Genomic DNA, 14,278 nt, shown 5'->3' on the forward strand with positions numbered 1-14,278 from the left:
CGCCGGCAGCCCGTCGCGGATCGGCGTCATGCCCCGGTCGGGCGGCGTCCGAGATCGACGGGGACGGCGCAGACCCGGGCGGCCGCCTCGAGCCGCGCCCGCACCGAGGGGCTCGCCGGCGCAACCATGTAGCCGGTCCCGAGATCGCCGATCATGATCGAAGCGTCCCGCGGTCGGACGAGCCAGTGGAGTCCGATGAGGGCGCAGAGCACCGCGTCGATCCGGTCCTGATCGGCCTTGCGCGGCGTCTCGACCCGGTCCAGCGCATCGGCCCAATCCGCGAGCTCGGCGATCCCGGCCTCGATCGCCTGCCGACGCACGGAGGCGATCACGGCCCTCCAGCTCGCGAGAGCGAAGGTCTTGCGGCGGGCCGGGTTGTAGCGCGGCCCGCGCAGGCGCCCGTCGAAACCCGGCTCGAGGGAGGGGAGCGCGAGAGCGGGAAAGACCTCCATCAGGTAGAGGCCGTCCGAGGCGACGCGCGATGCCTCCGGATCCTCGATCGCGGCCAGGCGCTCCTTGAAGCGCCAGATGGGCGCCGCGTCGTCGAACATCCCGATCTTCGCGCGGTTCGCCGGCTGCACGCCGCCGCCGAGCCAGGAGATCAGCGAGGCGGCGACCCGGTCCACCGGCCGCATGCCGGTCGCGTTCGGGACGAGGGTGGGCTGGTCGAGGGCGACGATGCGCAAAGGCGCCGTCTCGGCCGCGATCGTCGCCAGCGCCTGATCGAACGAGACCAGCGCCGGCTGCACCAGGGTCCGGCGCCCGGCCCCGTCGATCCGGATCGTGCAGAGGGCACCGGGCGCCTTCGGGCTGTCCGTCCAGGCCGAATCGAAGCCGATGATGCTCACCGCGGCCGTCCCCATGCCGTGCCCCGCGCGTTCCGCCGGACGATCTTTGTCCGAGGTGACGAACTCTGACACGTGCGACGGGTTGCGAGGGACTGCTCGCAACCCGATGACGGCCTTGGCCTAGTCTGCTCACAGATTTTCCGGCGCCTCGACTTCGAGTCGGCCGCTTGCAATGCAAAATAAACAATCGGTCACCGCGTGATTCGACAAACTGCGCTTTAAATAGGCCTTCCTATAGCAGGGAAATTTAGGCCATATTTCACGAACGTAATACGAATATTGAGAGTTGCATGCCGAGCCGACTTGATTTTATACTCCAGCATGTTGGTTTTAGAGCATCGCGATGCGAAGATTGTCAGCAAAGTCGTTTATGACGGCAACTATAGCCTTCCTGACAATAGGAGGCAGTAACATTGCGATGAGTCATGAATGCGTGCTGAATCGACTGTCGATTGCGCCAAAGACAGATGGAGATTTTAGCTGGTATTCTGGGATAACTGAAAAATACATTGTCGAGGTTCAGAATTTCAAACCGGCTGAAAATGTGGATGTATTTCCAGAGCCTCCGCTTATCATCAGAAACAGAATGTCTCAACATGTCTGTACGATCGATGGTGGCGTATGGAAGAAGGACGGCTTTTACACAAGCCTGGATGAAAATACAATTTTTGTCTTCGAATTCAGCGGCGAACGATCGAGCCTGATCTCATACAATCCCGCGACCTGTGCTCAGAAAGCGGCGCTCGATGTTTCAGGCCTGCTGTGGACGATCGATAAAAACCGCATAACGCTCATTGCCGAATGTCGGCGCGGTGCCCCGAAGCACTGTCGCCCAAAACGAGAGATTGTGCTGGGCAATGACTGCAACCTAACAAAATAGTGGGGAGAGAATCGGTATGCCTGGTCCTGACGAATGTATCATCAAGGCTTGCGAAGACAGCTGGGACAAGGAATTCATCGCGGGAACCCCGAACAGCAAAAATTGCTCCGGCTTTGTCAAATCCGTCTGCAAACTCCTCGGCGTTCCAATGGATGAAACGGCTCAAGCCGACGGGATCGTCAAGGCAATATCGAACTGGGACGAAATCGCCACGGGCAAGGAAGCTGCGCAGAAAGCGGCATCCGGGAAGCTCGTTCTGGCTGGGTTGACGTCTGCAGAGCACACGCCCAAGGCACATAATGGCCACGTCGTCGTCGTTGTGTCGGGAGATCTATACAGGAGCAAGTACCCGCAATGTTGGGGTGGCAGCATCGGAGCAGCACAGAGCAAAGGAACGAAATCCGTTGGCGAATGCTGGAACAGGACCGATCGTGATAAGGTTAAATACTACGCCTATTCAAGTCTGCAGTGCAACGCCAAAACATCGTAGAATCGATCTTGCGCCCCAACGCTCCAGGCAAGGGATTTCAGGGTACCTGTCAAATTTCTCGATGAATTTTTGATTCTAGGCCCAAGATCGAGAGACGCACCTACAGCGCGTCGGACATAGAGGCGGCGCGCATGTAAAAGTCCCATATCCTTGCCGTCGAACGCCTGACCGAGAGGCCCCGGCCGCCCATGTTCGTCGGGGTCCCTTCACAGCAGATCCTCGATGCGGATCGGCAGGCGGCGGATCCGGCGCCCGGTGGCGTGGAACACGGCGTTGGCAATCGCCGCGTTGACGCCGATGATGCCGAGCTCGCCCAGGCCCTTCACGCCGAGCGCGTTCACATGCGCGTCCGGGTCCGGCACCAGCAACGCCTCGACCGCGCCGATATCGGCGGCAGAGGGCACGAGATACTCGGCGAGGTCTGGGTTCCGGTAGGCGGCACCGTCGAGGACCGTCTCTTCCAGCAGCGCCGAGCCGAGCCCCCAGATCATTCCTCCGGTCAGCTGGCTCTTCGCGGTCAGCGGGTTGAGGACGCGGCCCGCCGCGAAGGCCCCGGTCAGGCGCGGCACGTGGATCTCGCCGGTCTCGGCGTGGATCCGGACCTCCGCGAACTGCGCGCCGAACGCCCAGGCGAGATGATCGCCGCCGAGCGTCAGGCCGATATGGCCGGCGCGCAGCGAATCCAGGGCGTCCGGCTTGGAGCCGGCCGGCACGAACTCCGCCAGCGTCTCGATCCCCGCCGGATCGAGGAGGCCGACCGCCTCCGGGCAGCGCAACGCGCGGCCGTCCGGGGCGAGCAATCTGCCCCCGACGAGGCGCAGGCTATCCGGCTCGCAGCCCGCGAACGGGCGGCCCGGTGCCGTCAGCGCCCGGGACAGCTGCCCGCGGAGCTGGTCGCAGCCGAGAGCCAGCGCGTTCATCAGGCTCGTCGTGGTGCTCGACCCGCCCGAGATGCCGGCCGGCGGCAGCGCGGTGTCGCCGAGGCGCACCGAGACCCGTTCGACCGGCACGCCCAGCCGGTCGGCCAGCCCCATCGCGAGGAGCGTGGTGATCCCGTTGCCGATCTCATGATGGGCCGTGGCCACCTCCGCCGCGCCGTCCGGGGACAGGCGGATCCGCATCATCGCCGCGGCGATCTTCACCGGGCGCACGGAGGCCGCGCAGCCGAGCCCGACCCGCCAGGGCCCGTCGCGCATCGCGCCCGCTCCCGGCAGCCGGTGCTCCCAGCCAAAGGCCTGAGCGCCCGCCGCGAAGCAGGCCATCAGCGGACGCGTCGAGAACGGGCGGCCGCTGACCGGGTCGGTCGCGGTGTCGTTGCGGCGGCGCAGCTCGATCGGGTCGAGGCCGAGATGCCACGCCATCTCATCGACGGCACTCTCCAGTGCGAACAAGTAGGGCACCTCGGGCGGCGCGCGCATCGGGCCGGGCGTGTTGCGGTCGACCCGCACGGCCCGCTCCTGCGTGCGCAGGGCCGGGCAGGCATAGAGGCTCGCTGTCACGTCCGCGCCCTCCATCGCAAAGGGGTCGAAGCGCGAGGTGATCACCGCGGCCTCGTGCACCAGGGCGGTGAAGCGGCCGTCCCGGTCGGCGGCGAGCCGGATGTCGTGGCGCGATTCCGGGCGGTAATTCGCGATGGTGAAGCCTTGCCGCCGTGTGGGCACGAGCGAGACGGGGCAGCCGAGGCGCCGGGCGGCGAGCGCGATCAGGGCGGTGTGCTGCGACAGGGCGAATTTCGAGCCGAAATGCCCGCCGAGCAGGCCCGAGACGACGCGGATCCTGTCCGGGTCCAGCCCGAGCTGCGCGGCGAGCCCGTGCCGCACGGCGCCGACATAGCGGGTCGGCTCGTGCACGGTGAGGCGATCGCCGTCCCAGGCGCAGCGCGTGGTGAACAGCTCGATCGGGTTGTGGTGCTGGATCGGCGTCTCGTAGCGCGCCTCGACCCGGGCCGCGGCGGCGGCCCAGGCCGCCTCGGGATCGCCCTTGGCGATGTCAGCGTGGCCCGGCTTCAGGTCCGCGAGCCGAACCGCCTCGGCGCCGGGATCGTCGAAGCTGCCGGCGGCCGGCTCCGCCTCGTAGCCGACCCCGAGCAGGGCGGCCGCCCGAGCCGCCGCCTCCGGCGTCCGGGCCACGACGAGCGCCACGATCTGGCCGGCATAGGTGACGCGGTCCGACGCGAGCGGGCGGTGCGCGCTGTTGACGAAGCCGCCCGCCATCAGGTGTCGCACCGGAGCGATGGCGCCGGCACAATCGCGATGCGTGAGGATCGCGAGAAGCCCCGGGACGGCCTCCGCCGCGCGCCGGTCGAATCCGGTGACGCGACCGCACGCGATCGTGCTGGTGACGAGCGCCGCATGCGCCACCGGCCCGTCGCGGTGATCGGAGGCGTAGACCGCCGCGCCCGTGACCTTGGCGCGCCCCTCGACCCGGACATGCGGGTGTCCGAGCACGCGGCCTGCCGTTCCCGCCCTGTCCATCGCGAGGTCTCCCGGTTGCCGGATCGCTCCGAGAGCAATCGCGCCGGGCAGCCTCCGGCTCCGGATCGAGGGGGCGACATGATGCTGCGTCGCGGGGTTCCCGCCCGAACAGCGGCGCCTCCCTATGGCTCAAGCCGCGCGATGCCTGGCCCCTTTCGGCCCGGTTGCGGCGGACCACGATCGCACGGCGAAGCCGTGCCTTCCGGGGACCGATCGATGGGATGGTGCCTCCGTCACGCACCTATCTCGGCTCGGGACGCGCCTCCTCCTCCGGACCTGCGGGCGTTCCGGGATCGCCCGAGGGCGACGGATCCGTCTCCGGCGCGGGGTCCTGCGTCCCGGGCTGCTCGGACGATTGCGCCGGGTGTTCCGGCTCCTGCTCAGGCGCCTCGGGCGCGGAGGCTTCCGCGTCGGGTTCGGGAGGCGGAGACGCAGCGCTCGGAGCGGGCGCGGCTTCCTCCACGTCGCTTGGCGGCTCGTCCGGCTCCTTGGGACGAGGCGACGGCTCCGGAGCCGGATCCTCGGCAAGCGCTGCGACATCGCTCGGCCCTGCGGCCGGATCCGCGGCCGGTTCCAGCAGGGAATATGCGCGCTGACCCAGGGCGACGGTCAGAGACTCGCCGTACGGGGCCGTGGCCCGGTCGAGATTCTGCATGTCGTAGTGATAGGCCTTCAGGAGCATGTCGAGCCGGACGCTGAAAGGGGCGACGGCCAGCATCGGCAGAAGCGGCGGCTTGCGCAGGCGCGGCCGGTTCACCTGCTCATAGATGGCCCTGGCATCGGCGACGCAATCGCAGAAACTCGTGCCGATCCCGACGAGGGCCGAGAAATCACGCCACTTGAACGGGATGTCGACGAAGCCGGTGTCGAGGTAGCCAAACGGCACGTCGTAGGCGCAAGCCACGATCGCGGCATGGAGCGAGCCGGCCAGCACGAACGACGCCGACGTGATCGCATCGATGAAGTCGAGGACGGCCCGCTCGCTGCGCGCGACGCCGGGGCGAATGATCAGATCCGCGCCGGTCCGCTGCAGGAGATCCGCATCGCTGCGGGAATCCAGGAAGTGCGGCACGCAGATCGTCCGGCCCCGGCAATCCTCCCGCACCGCCGGCGTGTAGACGATCGGAACGATCAGGCCGGGATCGCCGAGCGGCGTATCGGCCGGCAGGCCGAGAACGTCGTGGGTCAGGGGGCCGCGCACGCCATAGGGCGTGATCCGGGCCCGGCTCTCCGCGCTCACGCCAGCTTCCGTGCGCGCGCCGCAGCACCAGAACGCGACCGTCTCCTCGGGCCGCGCCCCGGTCCGGGCGAGATCCTGACCGATGTCCCAATCCGCGATCGCACTGCCGACGACCCGGTAGCTGCAATGCTCGCGCACCGGACGCAGGAAGATCGCCTCGCTCAGAATGTATCCGAGATAATCTCCGAAATTTTGCTTCTCTTCATCCTTGAGCCACCAATGGACCTTACTGAGATCTTGCAGGCTCATACGAATCCCCGGATCGGGTCCTCAAGGCGGTTCGATCGATCCCCGCGCGGTGGCCTGGACCGCCGACGAGGCTATCGCGGCCATGCCGCCTTCGCGAGAGCAGCCGGGGCTCTGCCGTGTCCGAGCTGGGGATGGCCGCACCGGGATCGCTCGGGTCAGGCATCCAGGGGCTGCGCGGCCCGCTTCGCGATGATCGCGTCGCAGATGGCCACGAACTCCGCTCCCACCGCGTCCCAGCGATACCGCTCGGCCTCCCGGCGGCCATTCGCCACGAGCCGTTCCCGCAGGTCCGTGTCGTCGATCAGCCGCTCGAGCGTCCGCGCGAGACCGGCATCGTCCGCCAGCAATCCGTTGCCCTCGTCCGCGATCAGATCGCAGAAGGCGGCGCAGTTCCGGTTGGCGACGACGGGGGCACCGGCGAGCCAGGCCTCGGCGACGATGATGCCGAAGCTCTCGCTGCGGCTCATGGTGACGAGACCGAGGCAGGATTTCAGCGCAGCCGCCGCAACGCCGGTCGACTTCCAGCCAAGATACCGCACCCAGCTGTGCTGGACGGGGATGCCGTCCTCGTCGGCGCCGATCATCACGACGTTGACCCGGTGCCGCGCGTTGAGCGTCTCGACGGCATTGATCACGGAGATGTAGTTCTTCGTCGCGTTCTTCCGGCCGAGGACCAGGAAGAACGGCACCTCGGAATCGTAGAGACGCTCGAACTCGATCCGATCCTCGGCCGTGGGCTCGGTGAACTCGGCGCCCGCGGGCAGGTGGCGCACGTTGTCGACGCCGTGCGCGTTGAAGAGCCGGCAGAGGCTGCTCGGGGACAGGAGCGACAGCGTCGCGTTCCGCGTCGCGTCCAGAATGTCCGGGAAGTGGTAGTAATCGTCGTCGAGGTGCAGGTGCGGCACCAGGACGGACGGCACGCCGGCGGCCGCAGCGGCGGCAACCGTGTCGCTCACATGCTTCAGCACGGGGTTGTGCGTGATGACCAGATCGTAGTCGCCGATCACGGCTTCGACCGCGCGCTTGAGGCTCTCGCAGAACGGGCCGCGCGACGCACCCAGATTGGCGCCGAAATCCGCCCGGATGTTCTGGTTGTCGTAGTAGAACGCGATCGCGTCGGTCGGGTTGTCGAACGTCCAGGGGTTCCTGGCGAGGTCGATCACCTGGTCGCCGATCTGGACGAATTCCGCCGCGAAGGCGCGGGGCCGCGGATCGCGGTCGGCCAGGTCACGCTCCGTCGAGGCGACGATCGTGACCGCCGCGCTGCGCCGGGCATCCAGCTCGACGGTGAACGACCCGCTCACCGTCATCTGCATGATGAGATCGTCGTCCGCGTTCAGGAACCGCAGATGCGTCCGCCGCGGCGCCGTGCCCTTCAGGACGACCGAGCCCGCTCCGCGGGTCATCAGCATCGTCTGGTAGCCCGCCCACCTTACGGGCCGTCCGGACCACGATTCCGGATCGTGCCAGCCCCATCCGAGCCCGATCTCCGTGGCGTCGCGGGACAGATGCCGGATCCGCGCCTCGTCGAGCAGCATCTGCGCGTCCCAATTGTGGGCCGCCATCCTGTAGGCGCGGTCCTCGTCGGCCTTGGATCGCGTGTCGAGCGGGAAGCGCGCCCAGTGCACGCGCTCCAGCCCGGTCGGCACCGATGTCGTGGCCCCCTCGCCGAAGGTCGAGAGGAAACGGGACTGGTCGGTGATCCGCGAGATGTCGGGGGTCACGACATCGACGTGGTAGCGGCCGTCGCGCGACAGCGCCGTCACGAATTCCAGCATGTGGACTTCGGCGCCCCCGAGCGGAGGATCGTTGTAGCGCGTGAGGACCGCGAGGATCCGCTTCTTCGGCCGGCCGAGATCCCGGAGCGATTCGCCGAACTGCCCGGCCAGATAGGTCAGCGAGAGGGCCCCGTGGAAATAGGCGATCGCGGCCTCGCGCTTCGCCGCATCGGAGGGCTGGTCGAGGAGGTCCCGGCAGCAGGCGGCGAACTCCTCCAACGGGGCAACCGTCACGAAGTCGCGCATCCGCGCATCGAAGCCGCGCGCGCCGAACGGTGTCGAGACGATCGGGATCCCGTGTCCGAGATACTCGGTCATCTTCACGTTCGAGCCGCTGCCCTCCATCATCGGATTGAGCGCGATCCGGGCTCCGTAGAGGAGGCGGGACTTCTCCTCCCGGTCGACCACGCCGTGCAGGATCACGTTGGGGGTGGCCGCCGACAGACAGTCGCAGACCGAGCCGACGAAGCGGAAATCGACGGCCGGAAGCGCCGGGGCGAGCCTGTCGACGACGAAGCGCGCCGCGTCGATATTCGGCGGATGGGCCGACCCCAGGAAGACGATGTACGGCCGCGGGACGGCGATCGTGCCGAACCGCTCCCGCGGGACCGGGTCCTCGCCGCCGCTCCGGATGACGATGCTCCCGGGCCCCGCCAGGGCGCCGCGCGCGATGCTCGACCGCACGATGCCGGCGAGATCGCCTTCCGCGACCGCGATGATCAGCTCGGCGTGCTCCGCGCAGAAATCCTCCACCCGGGCGGCCACGCTCAGGATATCGATCCGCTCCGGATGGTGCTGAAGCAGCTTTTCCTTGAGGCTGAATTCCCAGTTATGGGCTGAATAAACAAATTTCGTCTCGACGACTTCGGCGAGCGGGGACATGTAGGGATGCTCGAAGACGACGCGCGCCGCGATCCCGGACAGATACCGGAACAGGGCCACCATCATTCTGTTCTCGGCCACGAATTGCGACGCGGTGGTATCGTTGGCCGAGATGTGGAACATCGCGTTGATGCGATGCTCCTCCGCGATATGCGCTTCGGTCTTGGGAACGCGGCAGTAGAAGACCTCGTCCCGCCACTCGGAGGTCAGCGTGTCGTCGTTGGAGAAGGCCAGCACCACCGTCCGGTAATCCGCGGCCAGCCGTGAATAGATCTGCTGGATGCGCGAGGCGCCGCCGCCGACCGAACGCGCGACGTCGTAGTCGTTCACGGCGAGGATCATCTCGCGCACCGGCCTCTGGTCGGCCGCCGCCTTCGCCCGCCGGAGCGCCGCGGCGACCGAGTCGGCCGTCCGGGTCCACCGGTGGTTGTCTTCCACCACCTGCCGCGCAGCGGCACCGAGGGTTTGGCAGAGGTCCGGCGCGTGCATCAGGCGCGTCAGCAGGTCGGCGAACTGATCGTAATCGCCGGCGAGGCAATCCGCCCCGGCCTTCAGCGCCGTGCCGCGCAGGCCGAACTCGGTGGAGATGATGGCCAGACCATAGGCCGCGCTCTCGAGGACCTTCAGGTTGACACCGCTGCCCGATCGGATCGGGTTCAGGGCGACATGGGCGCGCACCAGCAAGTCGTGGCGCTTCTCATCCGAGACGAAGCCGTGGGCCGTGAGGTTCGTGCCGTAGCTGCCGGCGGCGAGGCAGCTCCCGAAGATATCGAACTGGACCTCCGGGAAGCGCGGGGCGAGAGCCTCGACGATGAAGCGGGCCGCCTCGGTGTTCGGCGGATGCTTCGATCCTCCGAAGACCACGCGCAGCGGGCCGCCCGAGTGCGGCTCCCTCTCGACGCGCTCCTGATCGATCGCCCGATAGACGATGCACCGCTCCGCCGAGGGACCCAGATCGGCTGCGAAGGCCTCCATGTCCTCGATCGAGCAGGCGCCGACGACATCGGCCTGCTGCAGCAACCTGCGTTCGAGGCCGTCCACATAGTCGTAGAGGCCGCCCTCGACCTCGGCAGGGTACTGCGTCCGGACGAAATACTTTTCGACGTTCTGTGAGTTGTAGAACCTGACCTTGTTGTCCATCCCCAGGAACAGATCGTAGGTCAGCGCATAGGGGGAGTCATGCATGATGACATCCGCCCAGTCGTAATGCTCAAGAAAGATCTCGTGGAACCTCGTCGCGGTCTCACCCAGCTTCGCGACACAGACGTTCGAGATGTCGGCATGAGACGCCGCATCACCGTATCTCGACCAGATCGCGTGGAACCGCGTCTCCTTGGGGATGCGGATCTCTTGGAAGCGCTGATTATGATAATGCGTGACCGGCGCAGCGTCTGCAGCCTCCGCGACGTCCGCAGATGACAGGAGCAGGACGCTGTGATCGCGGCTGAGCGCGTTCAGAAGCCCATATAGTCCGAGCTCGCCACCGCTGGAGCTTGGCTGGAACGACGGGAAGAACGAAAGCGCCAAGATCTTCAACGGCTTGTCCATCTTCCCCACTTCTGCTCGAGTTCGCTCCGGAACTCATTGTCAACGCGGCGCTACGGCTTTCGCGAATGGATCGATGCGAACTTGGATCAAATCCGCGATCAAACCTGCCTAGCCGAGGCATCCGCCGGGATGAGTCGCGAGATATTGACCAAAGTCGACTGCATCTGCACAATATCGTGCGACAGAGCATTGCTTCTTACAAGATTATTGATCGACATCAGGTCGGCCAGTGCGTCGGAACTCTGGATCCGGGAGCCGAAATCGGTCAGCGACAGCTTGAGCCGGCCGAAGATCCCGAGGCCGAGCGCCAGATAGGGACCGATCGCCTTCTTCAGGGTCCGGGAATCGGCTCCGCTGCGCTCCGCGACCAATGCGATGACGTCACGGACGCGAAGTTGCTGGACCGAGCAGGCCGACAGCGTATCGGTAACATCGGTGATGGTGGGAAACCGTCCGGTCGCCTGGATGAAGAGGCTGACCACCAGCGCGGCGGGTCGGGAGCGCGCCGCGACGTTCACATTGACGCTGGAGAACAGCTCTGAAAAGACGTCCTCTGCGCTCACTTGGCGAGAGCGCCGCATCTCCGACAGAAGAAGGGAAAAGTCGTCGCCAAATTTCTGAAGAATACCTGCCCAGTACTTCAAATCTTCCGGGCGCTCTATGCCAGTCCCGAACGAGAGCTGATGACAAAAATTGATGGCATCGGACGTTGTAGAAGCATGCTTCCTCAATCCAACGCTACTGGAAGCAGCAGCCATCGGAGCCGCACGAACCGAACCGGCTCGGCTACCGAGCTTTCGAGACAAGTTTTCTCGGATTGGATACATGAGCACACTGTCTTCTATAGAAATACCGAAGTTTTGTGACTGGATTGATAGCCGAACTACAGGATAAACTTAAAGTTTAGATGCCTAATCTAGCGGCGGATAGCGGGCCTGCGATTGACAGAATATAAATGGGATGTCAAGAGTTTGAGCTGATATCCGCTCATATGTGCTCATTCTCAGCTTTCGCCCAAGTCTTCCGTCGATCCGTTGCGGCAACCGGGCCCGAGGCTGACGGGATTTGCAAGTGCGCGCGTCGAATCAAGCGTATTTCAAGGTATCGCTGGACCTTCCCCGCCCGCGCGGAGCCGATGTCCACGCGGCTCCGCGCATCCCAGCCATGCAATTTTAGACAGCCGCACAGGGGCAATGGAGGTACCCGGCCTCCGGGGTGAGAGCCCTTCCTGATCGGCCTCGACGACATTGCCGCCGGTCGCCTCCCCAGGAACGTCCCTCACGTTCGGCGCCATCCCATACAGAGACGTTCAGCCAATACGGCCGGAGGATCGCTGAGAGCGTCTCACAAAACTCCCGCCGCACCGTCATGCCCAAAGGGGGACCTCCCGGCCGCCGGGAGTTTTGTGAGGCGCTCCTAGTCCCGATAGTCCAGCGATAGCCGCCCGCCGCCGAGATCGGACACCAGAGACGACGCAGAGGCGTCCAGGGAGAAGACGTGGCCGGAATCATATTTGGCTTCCACGCCGCGATCCGATCTCGACCCGAGACTGACATTCGATAGAATGATCACGACGTTCGGCCTCAACTCAGCCTCGCTACGGAGATATCCGTCATATCCGCTCCGCTCCTTACTGAAGCGGAACACTTGAGCGCGTGTCATATAGACAGCAAAACCATAGACAGCGTGGAGTTCGACAGGCTGAGCCACCTCACCGTGATCGAACTGCAGCCGCAGCGCTCGGCGTGCCGTCTTCTGATTCGCCAAACGCCAGAGGGGCCGCTTGGCGCCGGTGAAGTGCATGCGCCATAGGGGCCCGGGCTTCCGCCCCTCGGCTCGGCCGTATCGAAAGTAATGCCATAGAGGGTCCGCTCCATCTGCGACGACATCCGGATTATTCAACAGATACCACTCTCGATCGAATGTCGGATGCGGCTCTGCACCCAGCGCAATACCGGATTTTTGGTAATGCTCTGTCGGATCTTCCGAGATTGAACCGACTTGGCTCAAATAGTACTCTGTATCGAAAACCGCGCAGGGATTACGCCTCTCCCTGATGCCGAAACGCATAAAATGATCATATGGATCGATACCGGATTCTTTTACATCGCTGTAAGTTTTTGTATAAAAATTTTCATCGAAGTATTTATGTAATTTCTTTTTTTTAAAAATCATATTTGCCCCCGCGCGCGAAAAATTGCCTGCTCGCTGAATTCGGCGCTACTTCGTCGCAATCATAGCGAAGGCGTAGAATCACAACAACCCGCCGAGCTTCGCGCGCAGCCGCGACACGCCGGCTTGCACCGCCCGCAGGCGGCATGCCGGGCTGGGCCGGCAGCTCGGGACGGCACGCCCTATCGCACCGAGGACTGCCCGGCATCCGTGCATTCGGCAACCTCGATCAGCCCCGGACCCTAGAGCCCGGGGCTGAGGTCTCGACCCGCGCGCGTATCGAGACCCCGCGCCTGCCAACCGACGCGGCGCACGTCCAGGACCGGCGCGCCGACCTTTCGGCGGAGGCTTTAGGCGCGCTGGACGGCTTCAGGCGTGTCTGAGAGAGGAGCGGTGCAGAGCAGGGCGTCGATGGCGCGCTGCTCCTCCAGGAAGAACGCGTGCATCGCTCCGTAGAACCGGCTCATCGAGCGGCAGGCCTCATAGACGGTGTCGTCCGTCTCGCCCTGGGCGAGCTGGAGGTACCGGTCCGCCTTCCGTTCCGCGATCCGTGCGCCTGTCGCACATTCGGCAAGGGCCCCCTCGATCCGAGGGGACGGCGACGCGGGCGAACCTGTCTGCGATGACACCGGGCGTTCCTCCGTGATGACGGCGTTGTTCTGGGCTCTGGTACTGATGTTCCTGTCGTCCCTGCGCCATTCCCCTGGCGACGTGCTTGGCGGACCGGCCCGCCCACAAGACGCGGGGCGGGCGATTCGCGATCGTCGGCTTACCAAGTCCGGCGGCCGTGAGAATTCACCTGTGATGCTCGGAGCGGCCCATCCCGGCCGGCGACGAACGGCTCCGCTCAGCAAACTGCCGCAGGCCGCTCCAGGATCCGTTCAGCCTCCCCGTGCGATTCATCTTTCGGCAGCAGGAACGGCCGAAGCTGTGCCGGGGGAGGCAGTCGGGTCGAGCCATGGACGACGTAGGCCAGAGCATCGGCGCCGCGGGGCTGGCGCTGCCGGATCTGCCCCCTGCGGTCCCGGAGCGGCGCGGCGGCCTGCGGGTCGGCCTCGCCCTGGGCTCCGGGGCGGCGCGGGGCTGGGCCCATATCGGCGTGCTGCAGGCCCTGACGGAGGCGGGGATCGAGCCCGACGTGATCGCCGGCTGCTCGGTGGGCGCGGTGGTCGGGGGCTGCTACGCGGCGGGCAAGCTCGACCGGATCGAGACCTTCGCCCGCGCGCTGACGAAGCGGCGCATCCTCGGCCTGCTCGATTTCCAGTTCGGCAGGGCGGGCCTGATCGGGGGCGAGCGGCTGCGCGCGCTGCTCGACCGGGACCTCGGCCCCTACACCGTGGGCGACCTGCCGCTGCGCTTCGCGGCCGTGGCGACCGAGATCGCGACCGGGCACGAGGTCTGGCTGACGCAAGGCTCCCTGGTCGACGCGATCCGCGCCTCCTACGCGCTGCCCGGGATCCTGGAGCCCCTCAATTCAGGCGGGCGCCTCCTGATGGACGGCGCCCTCGTCAACCCGATCCCGGTGACGCTGGCCCGGGCGCTCGGTGCCGACATCGTCATCTGCGTGAACCTCAACGGCGACCCGCGCACCCGCGGCACGGTGATCCCCGCCCATGGCTGCCCGCGCGCGCCGCCGGCCCCCGCCACCAGCGCGGCGGGCTGGTGGGCGCGGCTGCAGGCGCGGCGGGCCCTGCCCGAGCCGGGCCTTGCCCGCCCG

10 protein-coding genes are annotated in these 14,278 nt (G+C 66.0%); 3 read left to right on the forward strand and 7 right to left on the reverse strand.

Translation table 11 applies throughout. The annotated features are described in order from the left end of the window. Positions 1–26 precede the first annotated feature (26 nt). A complete protein-coding gene (locus MET9862_RS18360) occupies positions 27–863 on the reverse strand; it encodes a DUF429 domain-containing protein (protein ID WP_142584341.1) in 837 nt (278 codons plus the stop codon). A 403-nt stretch (positions 864–1,266) separates the two neighbouring features. On the opposite strand from MET9862_RS18360, the gene MET9862_RS18365 reads away from it, so the two are divergent. Both MET9862_RS18365 and MET9862_RS18370 read left to right on the forward strand, forming a co-directional pair. Further along, positions 1,267–1,728, forward strand: coding sequence for a hypothetical protein (locus MET9862_RS18365; RefSeq protein WP_142584342.1), 462 nt, complete (start codon positions 1,267–1,269; stop codon positions 1,726–1,728). 16 nt (positions 1,729–1,744) lie between these two features. Continuing rightward, on the forward strand, positions 1,745–2,218 hold the full coding sequence (locus MET9862_RS18370) for a hypothetical protein (protein WP_142584343.1): 474 nt from the start codon (positions 1,745–1,747) through the stop codon (positions 2,216–2,218). A 206-nt stretch (positions 2,219–2,424) separates the two neighbouring features. Here MET9862_RS18370 and MET9862_RS18375 read toward each other — a convergent pair whose 3' ends face one another. The 6 genes from MET9862_RS18375 to MET9862_RS18400 all read right to left on the reverse strand — a co-directional run bounded on the left by MET9862_RS18375 (position 2,425) and on the right by MET9862_RS18400 (position 13,190). Continuing rightward, positions 2,425–4,692: a xanthine dehydrogenase family protein molybdopterin-binding subunit gene (locus MET9862_RS18375; RefSeq protein WP_142584344.1), complete on the reverse strand. Its 2,268-nt coding sequence runs from the start codon at positions 4,690–4,692 to the stop codon at positions 2,425–2,427. A gap of 241 nt (positions 4,693–4,933) precedes the next feature. Continuing rightward, positions 4,934–6,181 carry a glycosyltransferase family protein gene (locus MET9862_RS18380; RefSeq protein ID WP_142584345.1) on the reverse strand — a complete coding sequence of 416 codons (1,248 nt, stop codon included), beginning with the start codon at positions 6,179–6,181 and terminating at the stop codon, positions 4,934–4,936. Between the two features lie 155 nt (positions 6,182–6,336). After that, a complete protein-coding gene (locus MET9862_RS18385; RefSeq protein WP_185156923.1) occupies positions 6,337–10,026 on the reverse strand; it encodes a glycosyltransferase in 3,690 nt (1,229 codons plus the stop codon). A gap of 461 nt (positions 10,027–10,487) precedes the next feature. Further along, positions 10,488–11,147: a hypothetical protein gene (locus tag MET9862_RS18390; RefSeq protein WP_142584347.1), complete on the reverse strand. Its 660-nt coding sequence runs from the start codon at positions 11,145–11,147 to the stop codon at positions 10,488–10,490. 658 nt (positions 11,148–11,805) lie between these two features. Next, positions 11,806–12,564 carry a hypothetical protein gene (locus tag MET9862_RS18395; protein ID WP_142584348.1) on the reverse strand — a complete coding sequence of 253 codons (759 nt, stop codon included), beginning with the start codon at positions 12,562–12,564 and terminating at the stop codon, positions 11,806–11,808. A gap of 347 nt (positions 12,565–12,911) precedes the next feature. Then, entirely contained in the window at positions 12,912–13,190 is a 279-nt protein-coding gene (locus MET9862_RS18400; protein WP_142584349.1) for a hypothetical protein, read from the reverse strand. A 329-nt stretch (positions 13,191–13,519) separates the two neighbouring features. Here MET9862_RS18400 and MET9862_RS18405 point away from each other — a divergent pair. After that, positions 13,520–14,278: patatin-like phospholipase family protein (locus tag MET9862_RS18405; protein ID WP_142584350.1), on the forward strand; the 759-nt coding region annotated here is incomplete at its 3' end.

The sequence above is a fragment of the Methylobacterium symbioticum genome (assembly GCF_902141845.1).
GTDB classification, from domain to species: domain Bacteria; phylum Pseudomonadota; class Alphaproteobacteria; order Rhizobiales; family Beijerinckiaceae; genus Methylobacterium; species Methylobacterium symbioticum.

Coding starts and splice junctions, on each gene's coding strand:
- MET9862_RS18380 (WP_142584345.1), bottom strand. CDS start 6,181: ATGAGCCTGCAAGATCTCAGTAAGGTCCATTGGTGGCTCAAGGATGAA.
- MET9862_RS18370 (WP_142584343.1), top strand. CDS start 1,745: ATGCCTGGTCCTGACGAATGTATCATCAAGGCTTGCGAAGACAGCTGG.
- MET9862_RS18395 (WP_142584348.1), bottom strand. CDS start 12,564: ATGATTTTTAAAAAAAAGAAATTACATAAATACTTCGATGAAAATTTT.
- MET9862_RS18360 (WP_142584341.1), bottom strand. CDS start 863: ATGGGGACGGCCGCGGTGAGCATCATCGGCTTCGATTCGGCCTGGACG.
- MET9862_RS18390 (WP_142584347.1), bottom strand. CDS start 11,147: ATGGCTGCTGCTTCCAGTAGCGTTGGATTGAGGAAGCATGCTTCTACA.
- MET9862_RS18385 (WP_185156923.1), bottom strand. CDS start 10,026: ATGCATGACTCCCCCTATGCGCTGACCTACGATCTGTTCCTGGGGATG.
- MET9862_RS18375 (WP_142584344.1), bottom strand. CDS start 4,692: ATGGACAGGGCGGGAACGGCAGGCCGCGTGCTCGGACACCCGCATGTC.
- MET9862_RS18365 (WP_142584342.1), top strand. CDS start 1,267: ATGAGTCATGAATGCGTGCTGAATCGACTGTCGATTGCGCCAAAGACA.